Source organism: Aneurinibacillus uraniidurans, from assembly GCF_028471905.1.
Classification (GTDB): domain Bacteria; phylum Bacillota; class Bacilli; order Aneurinibacillales; family Aneurinibacillaceae; genus Aneurinibacillus; species Aneurinibacillus uraniidurans.
In genome coordinates this window covers 730,105-746,165 of the sequence record NZ_CP116902.1, presented here as the reverse complement: position 1 = coordinate 746,165, position 16,061 = coordinate 730,105, and the positions used below count along the sequence as shown (strand labels likewise).

Genomic DNA, 16,061 nt, shown 5'->3' with positions numbered 1-16,061 from the left:
CCCTCTTCCCTTCTCATTCTCTTTAGCTATGTTCTACCCACTGAATTGTCAGTGGAAGTCCAAACTGTTTTCTGAATTTCTTTCGGTATTCTTCAATCGCCTGCAGCTCAAGTTCAGGGCGTCGTTCCCCTTCACAGATCAGCACAATTTCATTCCGAATGCGCTGAACTTGAACGGCCTTTACCTGTCCACTTTCTGTCCGATCAAGCGCTCGTGCCATAGTAAGCAGCACACCGTTGGTATCGGCCATCTGCATGTCAGCTTCGGACAGAAGCGATTCATACGGAGCTGCTAGCTCCTGCAGCCGTTTTGTTCCTTTATATGACGCGATGAGCGCTGCTAGAATACGCTCTCGATGGGTTAGCCCTGGAAGAAGTACATGTACCATCAAATAAAAGGTATGCCGATGCGATTCGCGCAGGTTGATGCTCCGCCCGATATCGTACAGCTGTGCCGCAATATTGAGCAGCTTGGATTCGGGTGCCCCATATGAATGCAGCTCTAGCTTCTTTACCCCATCAAACAAGCTCAATGCAAGCTCTCTTACATGTCTTGCATGCGTATGATTCACCTTGTAATTATTCATAAATACGTTAACGCCATGCTGAACTACATCCTCAAGCAGCGGCTGCTGTATCCGTTTTAGGTACGACTCCAGATGCACACCGTCACGCAATCCTTTGTTACTTGTAACAAACTCATTCGTACCGATATGCTCCATCACTGTTTTAATCAGCAGCACACCGGCTAGGATAATATCAGCCCGTTCCTTAGAAAGTCCTTGAACAGACTGCATACGCTCTGGAGCATGATCAAGCAGAAGATGGAATACGCTATCTACTTCATATTTACGCATCGGGTAATAATGAAGACTGGTAAATGGGTAGCGAATCATCATTTGATGAATCTTGCCAAGATTACGTGCCGTTCCGCCCATTCCCACAAGGGGATAAGACGAATTTATTAGCCAGTCATGTCGAGCAAGCTCCGCCTGTACATATTCGATCATCGCTTTCATTTCCGCTTTTCCTGGAGTCGAACTACGGAAAAACTTTCGAGTAAGTGTCACTGCCCCAAATGGGAAACTATGGCTATTTATTAACTTTCTATCTTTGACGTTGACAATCTCTGTACTCGCCCCGCCAATATCGATTGTGAATGCATTCGTAACGGGAGTCGTATTGACAACTGCTAAATATCCATAGTAGGCCTCTTCTTCTCCCGATAAAACTCGAAAGCGAAATCCTGTCTCCTGATAAATACGTGTCAAAAATTCTGCCCGATTTTTCGCATAACGTACCGTAGCAGTCGCTACCCCAATTACATGTGACACAGCACGTGCTGAACAAAGCTGGCGAAACTGCCGTAGAACAGCCAGCACTTCTCGCACGCCTTTCTCTGTAATACATTGTTCGCTATCTACATACGAGCTGAGGCGAATGGTCTGCTTCATGTTATCTATTTCATAGAAAGCACCGCCCTCCTCTTCGTAATACATAACAATTCGAACGGAATTGGATCCCATATCAATGACTGCATGATAACTTCCCATATGCATCCAACCTTACCTGTTTTTTATCATTATAACCATTTTACTAAATCCATGTTAAGAAATGTTAAATTTCAGGTTAAGGTTTATGAATCCCTTGTTTGTAATCGCTTACATTTTCTCGTTTACGTATGAAATCGTTTAACAATTGTATGAAGAGATGCGGACTGCCTCGATAAGAGAGCGGCATCTTTTGCTAGCTGATGGACGCTTCCAACTTTTTCTTCAACCGCTGCTGCACCTTTAGTCATTGATTCGGTAAACTGTTCTGCAATATGGGTTAACGTCTCAATAATTTTCTCAATTTCTACACTTTTTTCAATCAAGTGATTGGATAAATCATAATTCAAGTCTACCTGCTCCTGTGCATGCTGCGCTGCCTCCTCCATGCTGCGGATCGAATCTCCAGCTACATATACCACATCACGACCGCGCTGAATACTTGTTACACTCGCTGAAGCACGCTCGCCTGCTTCCACTGCCTGCTGCCTTGTTATCTCTAGTAGGCTGTGAATATCTTCTGCAAAAGCCGATGTACTTTCTGCGAGCTTGCGTACCTCTCCTGCCACAACTGCAAATCCCCTTCCCGCCTCTCCTGCACGTGCGGCTTCAATCGAAGCATTAAGGGCAAGTGTGTTCGTCTGTCTTGCAATCTGCGTAATCGCTGACACTTTATTCATAATTTCATGCGTGCTATGCGATAGCTCGGAAATCGTCTGAACAGATGTCCCTACCGCTGTCTCAATCTGCTGCATCTGATATTCAGAATCTTCAACAGCTCGCTTCCCTGCTTTCGCACTATCTGATACTTGAAGAGAAAGCTCACGTGCATTTTTCGTATTGCGCTGCATTTTATTGACTTCTTCCATCATCTCGGTAATCATCGCTCGTACTTCCTCAAGCGAGCCAAGTTGTGTCTCGGTTCCTTCTCGAAACGTCTGCATCATAGACGACATCTCTTCAAATGTACGTGCCAGCGCCGTAGATTCTTCTTCCTGATGGTTGCTAACCGTGTGGGTCACGTCCGCTGATGCAGCAAGTTCATCAATCATAGCACGTGTACCGATAATAATTTTGTTCAATTCATATCCCATCTGTGCAAACTGATTCCGTCCCTTATGGGCAGCTGATACAGTTAAATCTCCGGCCGATATGCTGCGCGTAATCGTATACCATTCTTTCAGCCTCATATTAATCTGTACATAAATAAACGCAGCCAGCCCCATGCCACATACGATCGCTCCAAGGAGCCATGGCCATACTATATAAATGAGCTGTCCTTGTGATAGACCATATGCACTTTCAAATACAGCAGGCAGAATACCTAAACCAAATATAGCTGGCGCAAGAAATGGTTTGTGCATGAGACGCCCCATACGCAAATTGTATCGCTTGCCATTATCGAGTGTGACAACTGGACAGGACGCATCGATAAGAATCTCTCCTGTGTTACGTGGATACAACTGTAAAAGTGGAATCTCTGTCCTCGCTGCCTTTATCCCTACTTCATCTAAAAAATGTGTGCCTTCTCGAAGCCGATTCGTATGGATTCGTCCTTCACTATCTACATCAACCAACACAAAATACTCATCATGACCCAATTCTTCATCCATGACGGCGCGAACCCGGTCTGTGCATAATTCAAGTGTGCCTGCCTGCCGGATGATCTCTCTGATTCTGCCCGCCACCCGTTCTACTTTTTTGAGTCCGGTACGGGCACTTTTCGTCCGCAGCAATCTGCTCATCCGTCGTGTTCCTCCCTTTTTTATCCACTATATGTTACTCATTTCGTCATAAAACCTTTTTTTACCTGCCTCCCTCTGTATATTTACTGAATATTTTTTCTTTTTATTTCACTATATATAGTTCGCTATAATAGAAATTATTTTAAGGGTGGGAAGATATGTATGAAAAAATCTATACTTGCTGACAGCATCCTGCTCACTGTGACATTCATTTGGGGGGCAACGTTTGTCGTGGTGCAAAATGCCATTGCCGTGCTTCCACCGCTTACATTTAATGCGGTTCGTTTTTTTATGGCTGCTGTATTTCTGTTTGGCTTCCTACTGGTATTCTATCGTAGCCAGCTCGCACAAATAAATGCACGACTGCTCGGCGCAGGCATCTTACTTGGCATATGGCTGTTTCTCGGCTATGCCTTTCAAACCGTGGGGCTGCTATATACTACATCAGCAAAAGCCGGTTTTATCACCGGTCTTTCGGTTGTGCTCGTGCCGATGTTCGCATTGCTGATTCTCAAACAGAAGCCACGTATTCCAGCAGTGCTTGGGGTACTGGTCGCAACGGTCGGACTGTATTTCCTAACCATGGGAGATGCTGTAGCGGTCAATCGCGGGGATATCCTTATATTCTTTTGTGCAGTATCATTTGCCCTGCAGATTATTTTTACTGGACGCTATGCGCCACATTTTCCATCACTCGCGCTTGCCTGTGTACAGATCTTTGTCGTTTCGGTGCTAAGCGGCATCAGCGCGCTCATACTTGAGAATTGGCAGGCTGCTCTTTCTTTAAAAACATTTTCTACGCCCACTGTATATATCGCTCTGCTTGTTACAGCTATTCCAGCAACGGCGCTCGCCTTTCTCGCACAAACAGAATGTCAGAAATTCACGACAGCGACTCGTGTGGCGCTTATTTTCGCCATGGAGCCTGTGTTTGCAGCCGCGACCGCTTACTTCTTTAACGACGAGCTGTTGACAGTACGCGCTCTTACTGGCTGCATGCTCATCTTTCTCGGCATGATTCTCGCAGAATTTCCATTCAATGTGGTGGTAGCACGCTGGAAAAAGCAAAAAACAATCTCGTCCTGACAGTTTCTTTTGTAAAATCGACAATGTTTGGTGGTGAGGGAGTAGGAGAAGGGATGAGCCATTCGCTTCGGTACGCTTGCAGGGAAGTGAGGAGTGTCCGCTCCGGGAGCCCGACAAACTCGCCCGCAAAGAAAAGCCCACGATGTTGATTCATTGATGGATTGCGGGCAAAGGCCCGTTCGTCGTTCTCCCTCCTCTAAGTAGGCGCGTACAGGCACTCTCTTGCTCATCCCTTCTCCCACTCCTCGCACAACGTTTCCATCTACAAAAAACATGCCACGCCAGAGCGGATTTGCTCGATCGCCATTGTCTTCTCAAAAGATAGCTTTCTTGTTTTTTACTTACATAGGAAAACTCAGCCTTTTGTGCTTGATGATTTTTATCCAAAGTATGCTAGGAGCGGGATCGGGCGGGGTAACGGAACGCCTGTATGCTACTACCCAGCGGAAGGGACCAGGTGAACGGGCCTTTGCCCACAATACTTCGAGGCAGATACATCATGGGTCCTCTTTTGTGGGCGAGTTCGCCTGGCACCTGGAGCGGACAGTCATAACTTCTTTGTAAGCATACTGAAGTGACAAGACCCCGCCCGATCCCGGCTCCTCCACCACACTTTGGGAGAAAACTACCAAGAAAAAAAGAGGCTATCTCAGTCGCTGTGTTACAGCATTTGAGATAGCCTCTTTGCCATGAGTCATCTTACATTTCGCCTTCGACCTGCTGTTCCTCTTGCGGCTGATCTTTTGGCTTCGCCTTCGCCCGCGCGAGAATCGCTTTCCATGCTTCGTCTTTTCCATGCCCGTTTTCAGCGGAGAACAAAATCAGTTCATCAGCCGGGTCCATATTAAGCACGGTACGCACTTCTTTTAGATGCTTCTGCCATTTGCCCTTCGGAATTTTATCCGCTTTGGTCGCAATGACCACAACAGGGATCCCAAAGTGCTTCAAGTATTCGTACATCCCCTGATCGTCTTTCGTTGGGGAGTGACGAATATCAACAATTTGCAGAACAGCACGCAGCGGTTCCCGCGTCTGGAGGTACTCCTCCATCATCTTGCCCCATTTTTCTTTCTCAGTCTTGGATACTTTAGCATAACCGTATCCTGGTAAATCTACAAAGTATAAGTCCTTGTTAATCAAATAATAGTTCAGCGTCTGTGTCTTCCCTGGCTTCGATGATGTCCGGGCCAGATTTTTGCGATTGATCATCTTGTTAATAAATGATGATTTCCCGACATTAGAACGCCCTGCCAAGGCGAATTCTGGCAGGGTGCCATGCGGGTACTGCTTTGGAGATACAGCGCTGATTACAAATTCAGCCTGTGTTACTTTCATGAATGAGCCACCTTTTTTAATAACGCCACATCAAGCACCTCGTCGAGATGTTCAACTGGGATGAACTTGAGATCCTGGCGCACACTTTCTGGAATATCATCGATATCCCGCACATTATCTTTTGGCATAATAACCGTTTGCAGTCCAGCACGGTGAGCGGCCAGCGCCTTCTCTTTCAGACCACCAATTGGCAGTACACGTCCGCGCAGCGTAATTTCTCCGGTCATCCCGACAGTACGAGATACTGGAGTATTGCTTAATACGGATACAAGCGCCGTTGCCATCGTAATTCCAGCAGATGGACCATCTTTTGGAATCGCACCTTCTGGAACGTGAATGTGAATATCATTTTTCTCATGGAATTCTGGATCAATCCCTAATTCCTTAGAACGGGAGCGAATGTAGCTGAACGCCGCCTGAGCAGATTCTTTCATTACGTCGCCAAGCTTACCGGTAAGTGTCAGCTTACCTTTACCCGGAACGACCGATACTTCAATCGTTAGCGTATCTCCGCCTGCTTCCGTCCAGGCTAATCCTGTTACCGCTCCAATCTGATCTTCCTGCTCCGCCATACCATAACGGAATTTCGGCTTACCGAGCAGGGTTTCAAGCGTATTGCCCGTCACAATTACTTTTTTCTTCGTGCCTGCTACGATCATCCGCGCAGCTTTACGACAAATTGTCTCCATCATCCGATTCAGATTACGTACTCCGGCTTCACGTGTGTACAATCGAATGACTTTACTAAGCGCTTCCTCATTGACCTGCAGCTTGTCACGACCAAGCCCATGCGATTCCATCTGCTTCGGAAGCAAATAATCCTGACAAATTTTTAGCTTCTCAAGCTCAGTATAGCCTGGAATATACAGCATTTCCATCCGGTCAAGAAGCGGACGTGGAATCGTATGCACTGCATTCGCAGTTGTAATAAACATCACGGATGAGAGATCATATGGTTCTTCAATGTAATGATCGCTAAAAGTATCATTTTGATTCGGGTCGAGCACTTCTAGCAGAGCTGCACCCGGATCGCCCCGGAAGTCCATTGCCATTTTGTCAATCTCATCGAGTAAGAAAACCGGATTGATGGTGCCTGCTGTCTTCATCCCCTGGATAATGCGGCCTGGCATCGCTCCCACGTACGTACGGCGATGACCACGAATTTCGGCTTCATCTCGCACACCACCGAGCGAAATCCGAACAAATTCACGATTCAGCGCCCGCGCTACCGAGCGAGCAAGCGATGTTTTTCCGACACCTGGTGGTCCAACAAGGCACAGGATCGGGCCTTTTAATTTGTTTACAAGCTTTTGTACGGCAAGATATTCAAGCACTCGCTCTTTTGCCTTTTCGAGGCCGAAGTGATCTTCATCGAGCACGTTCTCTGCGTTATGCAGATCAAGATTGTCTTCCGTACGCTTCGTCCATGGAAGCGCAAGTAACCAGTCGATGTACGTGCGGATCACACTTCCTTCTGCACTGGTTGGTGGCATTTTCTCCAGACGCTCAAGCTCGCGCTCCACTTTGGCGACGATATTTTCTGGAGCGCCAGACTCTTCTAGCTTGCGACGGAGTTCCTCTACCTCACCTGCACGCCCTTCTTTTTCGCCTAATTCCTTCTGAATCGCTTTCATTTGTTCGCGAAGATAGTATTCCTTCTGCGTTTTTTCCATTTGTTTCTTGACTCGCTGCCCGATCTTACGCTCAAGCTCCAATACTTCCCGCTCATTGTTCAAAATACTCAGCAGCTTTTCTAAACGCTCTCGTACAGCGATTGTCTCAAGAATGTCTTGTTTATCACGAATTTTGAGCGGCAAATGCGATGTAATAATATCGGCCAGACGTCCCGGCTCGTTAATATCAGCCACTGACGCAAACGTCTCAGGGATGATTTTTTTAGAAAGGGTAATATACTGTTCAAAGTTAGCCAGCACCGTACGCATGAGCGCTTCTATTTCTGGTGTTCGCTCTTCATCCTCATCAACATACGTAATCTGAACTTCGAAATATTCCTCTTCCTGCAAAAATTCTTCTATTCTAGCACGCCCGACCCCTTCCACAAGTACACGAATCGTTCCATTCGGCAGCTTTAACATTTGCTTAACGCGTGCAACCGTGCCGATCACAAAAATTTGATCCTTCTCCGGTTCCTCGATGTGTACTTCTTCCTGTGTGGATAAAAGAATCAGGTTATCATCAACCATTGCTTTTTCAAGCGCTTTAACGGATTTGGCGCGTCCGACATCGAGATGCAGTACCATTCCTGGAAACACAAGCAGACCGCGCAATGGAAGAAGAGGGATTTGTCTCTCTTTTTCGTTTGTTCCCATCTATCCTACCTCCGATTTTATGTATCTTACTCCATTAAATAGAGACTCCTACAGCATTTTACCTTCGTTTTATTGTATCGTATGTGCCCTGTAATGTCTAATCATGCAATACCGTACAATGTGCACTAAAAGGCAGGCGGATTGAACACTTCGTTCGGCTGAAGCAGCGGGACTTCTGCGGATTCTATCTGTTCTTGTGGCACAAGTGCGTATTTGAATACGTCCTCCATCTGTTCAACAGCAATCACCCGAATGTCTTTCATCATCGCAAAAATATCCTGCCAGTTCTCTTGCGGTATAAGCACTTTTTTCACACCGGCATGGCGAGCCGCTTCAACTTTAGCCGCCACCCCTCCAACAGGCTTAACTGTTCCATGAATGCCGATCTCCCCCGTCATTGCCACATAGTTATCCACCGGCTGTTCCGTAATCGCCGAATAGATCGCTGTCGCCATCGCAATGCCCGCTGAAGGTCCATCTACTGGTGCACCACCTGGAAAGTTAACATGCAAAATGTAATCTTGTGTAGCAACTCCATGACGACGCAATACCGTCAGTACATTATCGACAGAACCACGGGCCATCGAGCGACGGCGCAGCGTCCGTCCCCTGCCTCCCATTTCTTCTTCATCAACGACTCCCGTTACTGTTACTGTTCCCGTACCTGGTATCGCTACTTTAGACGCTGTTACTTCAATTTCCAACAGCGCCCCCATGTTTGGACCGTATACAGCCAGTCCGTTCACGAACCCAACATACGCACCACCGAGCACTTTTTTGTCAGGACGCGGCGATTTCTGACTGCTGTTTACTACCCACTCGATATCAGAACGCATGATGCACGAACGCTGCTCCGTGATGGCCAATCCTGCTGCAATCTGAACCATGTTAACAGCTTCCCGTCCATTTGTGGCATAGCGAGATAAATAGGCAATCGCCGTATCTTCTGCGTCCAGCTTCATTTTCTTTACAGCTTTTCTTGCGATTTCAACAATTTCAGCTGGAGTTAATGAACGGAAAAAAACTTCAAGACAGCGCGAACGAAGAGCAGGAGGCAGTTCATCTGGTGTTCTAGTGGTCGCACCTACGAGACGAAAATCAGCTGGCAAACCATTCTGGAATATATCATGAATATGCTTTGGAATTTGCTGATTCTCATCGCTGTAATACGCACTCTCAAGCACTACTTTCCGGTCTTCGAGCACCTTTAGCAATTTGTTCAACTGAATAGGGTGCAACTCTCCGATCTCATCAATAAATAGCATGCCCCCGTGTGCTTTCGTTACAGCTCCTGGCTTCGGCTGCGGAATCCCTGCTTGTCCCATCGCACCTGCCCCTTGATAGATCGGATCATGCACAGAGCCAATTAACGGGTCCGCAATGCCGCGCTCATCAAATCGGGCTGTCGTCGCATCGAGTTCAGTAAAGACCGATTCAAACGTGAACGGAGATCCGGGTTGTCTCTTTGCTTCTTCCAGAATGACACGGGCGGCGGCTGTTTTGCCAACACCTGGCGGACCGTAGATGAGTACGTGCTGTGGATTCGGTCCACACAGGGCCGCACGCAGTGCACGAATTCCATCTTCCTGACCAACCATATCCGCAAGGCTTGCCGGGCGCGTTTTCTCTGCAAGCGGCTCAGACAATGAAATTGACCGCAGCTTGCGTAACTGTTCCATCTCTTTGCGCGATTCCCGATCAATCGTTGTTTTGTTATTGCGCTGGTTTTTCAGCAAGTTCCAGAAGTATGTCCCGATAATCACGGCAAAAAACACCTGAATAAGCATGAGCATTACTGTCCAATTCATAGTTTCCTCCCACATGTAAAGAAATACGGTTTCTCAGATTATCTTAGGTGTATTATTGCCGAACGGCATCGGGAATAAACGGAAAAAGCGTCCTAATCATGAATGATTAAGACGCTTTTTCTACTTCTATGACTCTTCTTACATAATCAGACTATGCGCTCTCTGATTTTTTCTTTGATGGTTCGATTTTACCCTGATTGTTGTACAGTTCAGGGTGGCTCTTTTGTTTGACAGTCTCTTCGGTAATGACACATTTTACGATGTCATCACGGGACGGCAGGTCAAACATGATGTCGAGCATGATGCCTTCGATAATGGAACGGAGACCACGTGCACCTGTATTACGCTTGATTGCTTCTTTGGCAATCTCGTGCAGTGCACCGTCTGTAAATTCAAGTTCAGCTTCGTCCATTTCAAGCAGCTTCTGATATTGTTTAACGAGCGCATTTTTCGGCTCTGTCAAAATGCGAATCAGCGCTGGTTCATCAAGCGGCTCCAGTGTTGTAATAACCGGAAGACGACCAACGAACTCTGGAATCAGACCAAACTTAAGCAAATCTTCTGGAAGCACCTTCTGCAGGAACTCACCAGATTTCATATCATTTGTACCGGATTCAATATCCGCACCAAATCCGATAACTTTCTTCCCAACACGACGCTTGATCAGCGACTCAATGCCATCAAAGGCACCACCGACGATGAACAAAATGTTCGATGTGTCGATTTGAATGAATTCCTGATGCGGATGCTTACGTCCACCCTGCGGTGGCACACTAGCAACCGTGCCTTCAAGAATTTTCAAAAGCGCCTGCTGTACCCCTTCACCGGATACGTCGCGTGTAATCGATGGATTTTCGGATTTACGGGCTACTTTATCAATCTCATCAATGTAGATAATGCCGCGCTCGGCCTTTTCTACATCATAATCAGCTGCCTGGATTAGCTTGAGAAGAATGTTTTCCACATCTTCCCCAACATAACCTGCTTCTGTAAGCGATGTTGCATCCGCAATCGCAAACGGCACATTCAAAATACGTGCCATTGTTTGCGCCAGCAAGGTTTTCCCGCTTCCTGTCGGTCCAAGCATGAGGATGTTACTTTTCGCAAGCTCAACATCATCAATTTTCGAGCCGGTATTGATGCGCTTGTAGTGATTGTATACCGCTACAGATAGCGCCTTTTTCGCCGCATCCTGCCCGATTACATAATCATCGAGAAATGCCCGAATTTCCTTCGGCTTCGGAATTTCTTTGAGGTCAATTTCCTCTTCCGTGCCCAGTTCTTCTTCTACGATTTCTGTGCACAGTTCAATACATTCATCGCAAATATATACACCAGGACCCGCTACAAGTTTACGTACCTGATCCTGAGATTTACCGCAAAACGAACATTTCAGCTGACCTTTTTCATCGTTGAATTTAAACATGGATTCACCCCTTACTTTTGTTCATTACGGGTGATAACTTCATCAATTAACCCGTATTCTTTCGCTTCAAGGGCACTCATAAAATAATCACGATCTGTATCGCGCTCGATTTTTTCAAGCGGCTGACCGGTGCGCTCTGCGTAAATTTGGTTCAGGTTTCCCTTCGTACGCAAAATCCAATCCGCATGAATCTTAATATCTGTTGCCTGGCCGCGAATGCCGCCAAGCGGCTGGTGAATCATGATTTCACTATGCGGAAGCGCATAACGCTTGCCCTTTGCTCCGGCCATGAGCAAGAATGATCCCATGCTAGCAGCCATGCCGATGCAAATTGTTGAAACATCCGGCTTGATCAATTGCATCGTATCATAGATCGCCATGCCGGACGTAATTGATCCGCCGGGAGAGTTTATGTATAAGCTGATATCTTTTTCCGAATCCTCAGCTGCCAGAAACAGAAGCTGAGCAACAATTGCATTTGACACATCATCATCGATGGCAGACCCGAGTAGAATAATCCGGTCTTTTAGGAGACGGGAATAAATATCATAGGCGCGCTCGCCCTGGTTGGTGCTTTCAACAACATAAGGTATAACGCTCATTACTTATACAGGCCCCCCTTCAAAATTATGTATGATTGGTTTGAAAAACAAGGCACGATAATTCGTGCCTTGTTCTATAGCTGAAAGATACGTATACGATTATTTGCTGTTTGCCACAAGAAGATCGATCGTCTTACGCATACGAATGTCTTGATTCAGACTTGCAAGTCCATCGCGGCCTGCGAAAATCTTACGAAGTTCGTCAGCAGAACGCTTGTATTGCTCAGCCATTACATCCAATTCAGCATTAATATCTTCTTCTGTTACTTCTACGTTTTCCGCTTCGCTAATTGCTTCGAGCACAAGAGATGTGCGAACACGCTTCTGTGCATCTTCACGGAATTGGTCGCGTAGTTTTTCTTCATCAAGACCTGTGAACTGGTAGTACAGCTCAAGGTTCATGCCTTGATATTGGAGACGCTGTGCAAAGTCATTTACCATGTGGTTGATTTCTTGTTCAACCATAACTTCAGGAATATCGATTGTAGCATTAGCTGTTGCTTGCTCAATCAGGGATTCTTTTTTGAAGTTTTCAGCGTCTACTTTCGCTTTTTCTTCGAGTTTATTCTTGATGTCTGCTTTCAATTCATCAAGCGTGTCGAATTCACTTACGTCTTTCGCGAATTCATCATCAAGTTCTGGAAGGTTTTTGCGTTTGATTTCGTTTACTTTCACTTTGAAAACAACCGGCTCACCCGCGAGGTCTTTTGCATGGTAGTCTTCTGGGAATGTAACGTTAACGTCTTTCTCTTCACCCTTCTTCAAGCCGATCACTTGATCTTCGAAGCCTGGGATGAATGTGCCGGAACCGATCTCAAGCTGATAGTTCTCAGCTGATCCGCCTTCGAATTCTTCTCCGTCTACGAAACCTGTGAAGTCAATGATTGCGAAGTCGCCGCTTGCTACAGCTGCATCGTCTTCGAGAACCACTAGTTCAGCACCGCGATTTTGCATAGCTGTCAGTTCTTCTGCAATTGCTTCGTCAGTTACAGCGAAGTCTTTTGCTTCTACTGCAAGACCTTTATAATCACCAAGTTTTACTTCCGGCTTAACAGTAACAGTAGCTTTGAAAATGAGCACTTGACCTTTGCCCATTTGCTCTACGTCTACTTCTGGACGGTCAACCGGATCGATGCCTGTCTCTTGTACAGCTTCGGAGTATACTTCTGGCAGGATGATATCAAGCGCATCCTGATAGAGTGATTCGATTCCGAAACGCGCTTCGAAAATCTTACGCGGTACTTTACCTTTACGGAAGCCCGGTACATTGATTTTCTTCACGACTTTGTTAAATGCTTGATCAATTGCTTTGTCAACGCGGGACTCTTCTACTTCAACAGTGAGAACGCCCTGGTTATTTTCTAACTTTTCCCAAGTTGCCTTCATTTATGCTTTCCCCTCCTAAAGATCCTATCAACAAATACACGTGCTACTGTTCATAAAAAACCGTACACTATGTACACCTGCCATTATAACCATTTTATTATATCATAATCAAACGGCTTTTCAACTGACCGGTGACACTTTCCATCTAGCGTCGAATCACTGGCCGTATATAAGACCAGGTACCTCTTGCAGCGCCTGATAACAGGCGTTTACTGCCTCACTTTTAACATCGTATAACCCAGCGATTTCTACCAGCATTTGCTCCGTCCCAAGCAGCTTTGTCACCGCATAATGAAGCGCAGCAGCCCACACTTTCACACCGCACGTTTTCACATCTGTTCCTAGCGGATATGCCATGAAAAAGTACGTCGTCCATAACTGAAGCGCAAGCGGCAGCACGGACGCATCATGAACCTCAGCCACCTTTTCCAGTTCATTCATGACAGCGACTTGTCCAGCTGGAAGTTCCTGATCATCAAGCGGAACATCACAGATGTCTACAGAGAACAGGCGACCAAACTTCCGTACAGGAATAATTCCTGTCTCCCCCTGCTCTTTAAGAGCACGCAGAGCCAATGTCTTAGCAACTGGATCTCCCTGCTCTCCTTCTATATACGAACGAAGAGCCGTAATAGTTTCATCTTCGTACACATATGTAAGTTGCTCAACCGCAGCTAGCTGTTCAGCAGCTGTCCCTGTATGCAGCTTCATGCGCAGCCGTTCCGCATACCCTTCCTGTTCATCAAGCCTGCGCAGCACAGATGTTTCAACCATCTGGAAAGGTCTGTCCACCGAACCAGGAAACAAAACGACTTTATCTGGCTGCTTTTTATCGGTTTCCTTCATGACAGATCGTCTTCTCCTCTAACAACCTGCAATTGATATGTACCACCTAAGCCGTCCTGCTGTGTGCCATCAAGCGCATGAAAGGTGACTTCCACTGTTATACACGCCCTGTCCTTCTTCCCCTTCAGTACCGCATACGTCGCGATTGGATATGAACGTGGCAGTCTCATACTTCCCGGATTCAAAAACAGTACGCCCTCATCCTGCACACAAGTTGGTACATGCGTATGTCCAAACAATACGAGATTCGCCCCCGCCTCAAGAGCTTTGTAGCGCAGCCGCATCCCGGTCTGCTTCACTCCATACGCATCTCCGTGGGTCTGCAAAATAACAAGCCCATCTTGTTCCATAATACGCTCTTCCGGCATCGTTCGGTCATGATCACAGTTTCCCTTTACATATACAAACTCCGGCTCTTCGGCAATTGGATAGCACGCATCGCCGCAGTGAAAAAAGTAGGCTTCTTTATGACGTTCCCGAATGGCCGCTAGATGCTCGGTACTGCCATGTGTATCACTTACGACAACGAGCTTCATGCGAACCGCTCCATAAGCTCTGCTGTAAGCTTCTGCACAGCAACGCCTCGGTGACTCACGGCATTTTTCTCATCTGGTTCGAGTTCGGCCATCGTCCGCCCTTTCTCCGATAAATAGAAGTGTGGGTCATATCCGAATCCATTTGTACCGGACGCTTCCAGTACAATCTGACCTTCACACGTGCCGCGAGTTAGAATCGTATCACCCTCTGGTAGTGCAAGTGCTAGTACAGACACGAATCGTGCCGTACGTTCTGCTTCTGGCACATCCTTCATCAACTGCACAAGCTTTGCATTGTTCTCTTCATCCGAAGCATGTTCTCCTGCGAAGCGAGCGGAGTACACGCCAGGTTTTCCACCAAGTGCATCCACTTCCAGGCCAGAATCATCCGCAAGCGCTGGAAGTCCAGTTGCTCTCATAATTTCTTCTGCTTTTTTGCGGGCATTCGCTTCAAATGTATCCCCGTCTTCTACTACGTCTGGGAAATCCAGATCATCATTCATCGTAAGTACACGCACATTCCAACCGCTAAACATTCGGGTAAACTCTTTAATTTTCCCTTTATTTTTCGTAGCGAGCACAACGCTTTCCCATGGAAAAGCTTCTTTCTTACTCATGACGATCCCCTCCTTCCGTTGGGGCTCCAATCTGTGTGCTCCACTGTCCAATCGCTTCTTTTTGAGCCGCAATCAACTCTTGTACGCCTTTTTTCCCGAGAGCAAGCAGCTGCTGTAACTCGTCCATACTAAATGGTGCTTCTTCGCCCGTTCCCTGTACTTCTACAAACTTACCTGCTCCCGTCATCACAATGTTCATGTCTACTTTTGCTTTTGAATCTTCCGCGTAGCATAAATCAAGATGGGCCATTTCTTCCAGAATACCGACACTCGTCGCCGCCAAGTAATCCGTTACCGGTAGTTTAGTCAGCAGCTTCTTCTCGATAAGTCCGCCCATCGCCAATACCATCGCTACATATGCCCCAGTAATGGATGCCGTACGTGTGCCACCATCTGCCTGAATAACATCACAATCAAGCCAGATTGTTCGCTCCCCGAGCGCCTCGAGATTCACAACGGAGCGCAGGGCACGACCGATTAGACGCTGGATTTCTTGCGTGCGTCCGCTCACTTTACCTCGGCTTGATTCTCGCACATTGCGGCTTTCTGTTGCACGTGGCAGCATCGAATATTCTGCTGTCACCCAGCCGCGTCCTTGATTGCGCATGAACGGTGGTACCTTTTCTTCCACTGTAGCTGTACAGATGACTTTCGTGTCACCCACCTCGATTAATACAGAACCTTCCGCATGCTTTATGTAATCGGTTGTCATTGTAACCGGTCGAAGTTGATCGTATGTACGTCCATCTATTCGCATTCCATTACCTCCCAATTCATAACATCTGGATTATTATA

General features: G+C 46.8%; 13 protein-coding genes. 1 reads left to right on the top strand and 12 read right to left on the bottom strand.

Annotated elements, in window-relative coordinates; translation table 11 throughout:
• Positions 1-22 precede the first annotated feature (22 nt).
• Both PO771_RS03765 and PO771_RS03760 read right to left on the bottom strand, forming a co-directional pair.
• A complete protein-coding gene (locus PO771_RS03765; protein ID WP_272561947.1) occupies positions 23-1,552 on the bottom strand; it encodes a Ppx/GppA phosphatase family protein in 1,530 nt (509 codons plus the stop codon).
• Between the two features lie 122 nt (positions 1,553-1,674).
• Entirely contained in the window at positions 1,675-3,294 is a 1,620-nt protein-coding gene (locus PO771_RS03760) for a methyl-accepting chemotaxis protein (protein WP_272561946.1), read from the bottom strand.
• 162 nt (positions 3,295-3,456) lie between these two features.
• On the opposite strand from PO771_RS03760, the gene PO771_RS03755 reads away from it, so the two are divergent.
• Positions 3,457-4,380, top strand: a complete 924-nt coding sequence (locus PO771_RS03755) for a DMT family transporter (RefSeq protein ID WP_272561945.1) — start codon at positions 3,457-3,459, stop codon at positions 4,378-4,380.
• A gap of 699 nt (positions 4,381-5,079) precedes the next feature.
• Here the strand turns inward: PO771_RS03755 and yihA are convergent.
• From yihA to rph, 10 genes are all read right to left on the bottom strand, one after another.
• Entirely contained in the window at positions 5,080-5,715 is a 636-nt protein-coding gene (gene yihA, locus PO771_RS03750) for a ribosome biogenesis GTP-binding protein YihA/YsxC (RefSeq protein WP_272561944.1), read from the bottom strand.
• Entirely contained in the window at positions 5,712-8,045 is a 2,334-nt protein-coding gene (lon, locus tag PO771_RS03745) for an endopeptidase La (RefSeq protein ID WP_272561943.1), read from the bottom strand. The genes yihA and lon overlap by 4 nt, the downstream gene beginning before the upstream one ends.
• Before the next feature lie 125 nt (positions 8,046-8,170).
• A complete protein-coding gene (gene lonB, locus PO771_RS03740) occupies positions 8,171-9,853 on the bottom strand; it encodes an ATP-dependent protease LonB (RefSeq protein ID WP_272561942.1) in 1,683 nt (560 codons plus the stop codon).
• Positions 9,854-10,004: 151 nt separating this feature from the next.
• Positions 10,005-11,279: an ATP-dependent protease ATP-binding subunit ClpX gene (clpX, locus tag PO771_RS03735; RefSeq protein WP_272561941.1), complete on the bottom strand. Its 1,275-nt coding sequence runs from the start codon at positions 11,277-11,279 to the stop codon at positions 10,005-10,007.
• A gap of 11 nt (positions 11,280-11,290) precedes the next feature.
• Complete coding sequence (clpP, locus tag PO771_RS03730; protein ID WP_272561940.1) at positions 11,291-11,881, bottom strand: ATP-dependent Clp endopeptidase proteolytic subunit ClpP; 591 nt, start codon at positions 11,879-11,881, stop codon at positions 11,291-11,293.
• Between the two features lie 99 nt (positions 11,882-11,980).
• Complete coding sequence (gene tig / locus PO771_RS03725) at positions 11,981-13,267, bottom strand: trigger factor (protein WP_272561939.1); 1,287 nt, start codon at positions 13,265-13,267, stop codon at positions 11,981-11,983.
• 156 nt (positions 13,268-13,423) lie between these two features.
• Complete coding sequence (locus PO771_RS03720; protein ID WP_272561938.1) at positions 13,424-14,113, bottom strand: hypothetical protein; 690 nt, start codon at positions 14,111-14,113, stop codon at positions 13,424-13,426.
• Positions 14,110-14,649 (bottom strand): metallophosphoesterase family protein, encoded by a 540-nt coding sequence (locus PO771_RS03715; protein ID WP_272561937.1) that lies wholly within the window; start codon positions 14,647-14,649, stop codon positions 14,110-14,112. The genes PO771_RS03720 and PO771_RS03715 overlap by 4 nt, the downstream gene beginning before the upstream one ends.
• Entirely contained in the window at positions 14,646-15,266 is a 621-nt protein-coding gene (locus PO771_RS03710; protein WP_272561936.1) for an XTP/dITP diphosphatase, read from the bottom strand. The genes PO771_RS03715 and PO771_RS03710 overlap by 4 nt, the downstream gene beginning before the upstream one ends.
• Positions 15,259-16,023 (bottom strand): ribonuclease PH, encoded by a 765-nt coding sequence (gene rph / locus PO771_RS03705; protein ID WP_272561935.1) that lies wholly within the window; start codon positions 16,021-16,023, stop codon positions 15,259-15,261. The genes PO771_RS03710 and rph overlap by 8 nt, the downstream gene beginning before the upstream one ends.
• Positions 16,024-16,061: the final 38 nt, after the last annotated feature.

What these genes read in the sequence shown, in the direction of transcription:
- PO771_RS03765 (WP_272561947.1), bottom strand. Translation starts at nt 1,552, where the DNA reads ATGGGAAGTTATCATGCAGTCATTGATATGGGATCCAATTCCGTTCGA.
- PO771_RS03760 (WP_272561946.1), bottom strand. Translation starts at nt 3,294, where the DNA reads ATGAGCAGATTGCTGCGGACGAAAAGTGCCCGTACCGGACTCAAAAAA.
- PO771_RS03755 (WP_272561945.1), top strand. Translation starts at nt 3,457, where the DNA reads ATGAAAAAATCTATACTTGCTGACAGCATCCTGCTCACTGTGACATTC.
- yihA (WP_272561944.1), bottom strand. Translation starts at nt 5,715, where the DNA reads ATGAAAGTAACACAGGCTGAATTTGTAATCAGCGCTGTATCTCCAAAG.
- lon (WP_272561943.1), bottom strand. Translation starts at nt 8,045, where the DNA reads ATGGGAACAAACGAAAAAGAGAGACAAATCCCTCTTCTTCCATTGCGC.
- lonB (WP_272561942.1), bottom strand. Translation starts at nt 9,853, where the DNA reads ATGAATTGGACAGTAATGCTCATGCTTATTCAGGTGTTTTTTGCCGTG.
- clpX (WP_272561941.1), bottom strand. Translation starts at nt 11,279, where the DNA reads ATGTTTAAATTCAACGATGAAAAAGGTCAGCTGAAATGTTCGTTTTGC.
- clpP (WP_272561940.1), bottom strand. Translation starts at nt 11,881, where the DNA reads ATGAGCGTTATACCTTATGTTGTTGAAAGCACCAACCAGGGCGAGCGC.
- tig (WP_272561939.1), bottom strand. Translation starts at nt 13,267, where the DNA reads ATGAAGGCAACTTGGGAAAAGTTAGAAAATAACCAGGGCGTTCTCACT.
- PO771_RS03720 (WP_272561938.1), bottom strand. Translation starts at nt 14,113, where the DNA reads ATGAAGGAAACCGATAAAAAGCAGCCAGATAAAGTCGTTTTGTTTCCT.
- PO771_RS03715 (WP_272561937.1), bottom strand. Translation starts at nt 14,649, where the DNA reads ATGAAGCTCGTTGTCGTAAGTGATACACATGGCAGTACCGAGCATCTA.
- PO771_RS03710 (WP_272561936.1), bottom strand. Translation starts at nt 15,266, where the DNA reads ATGAGTAAGAAAGAAGCTTTTCCATGGGAAAGCGTTGTGCTCGCTACG.
- rph (WP_272561935.1), bottom strand. Translation starts at nt 16,023, where the DNA reads ATGCGAATAGATGGACGTACATACGATCAACTTCGACCGGTTACAATG.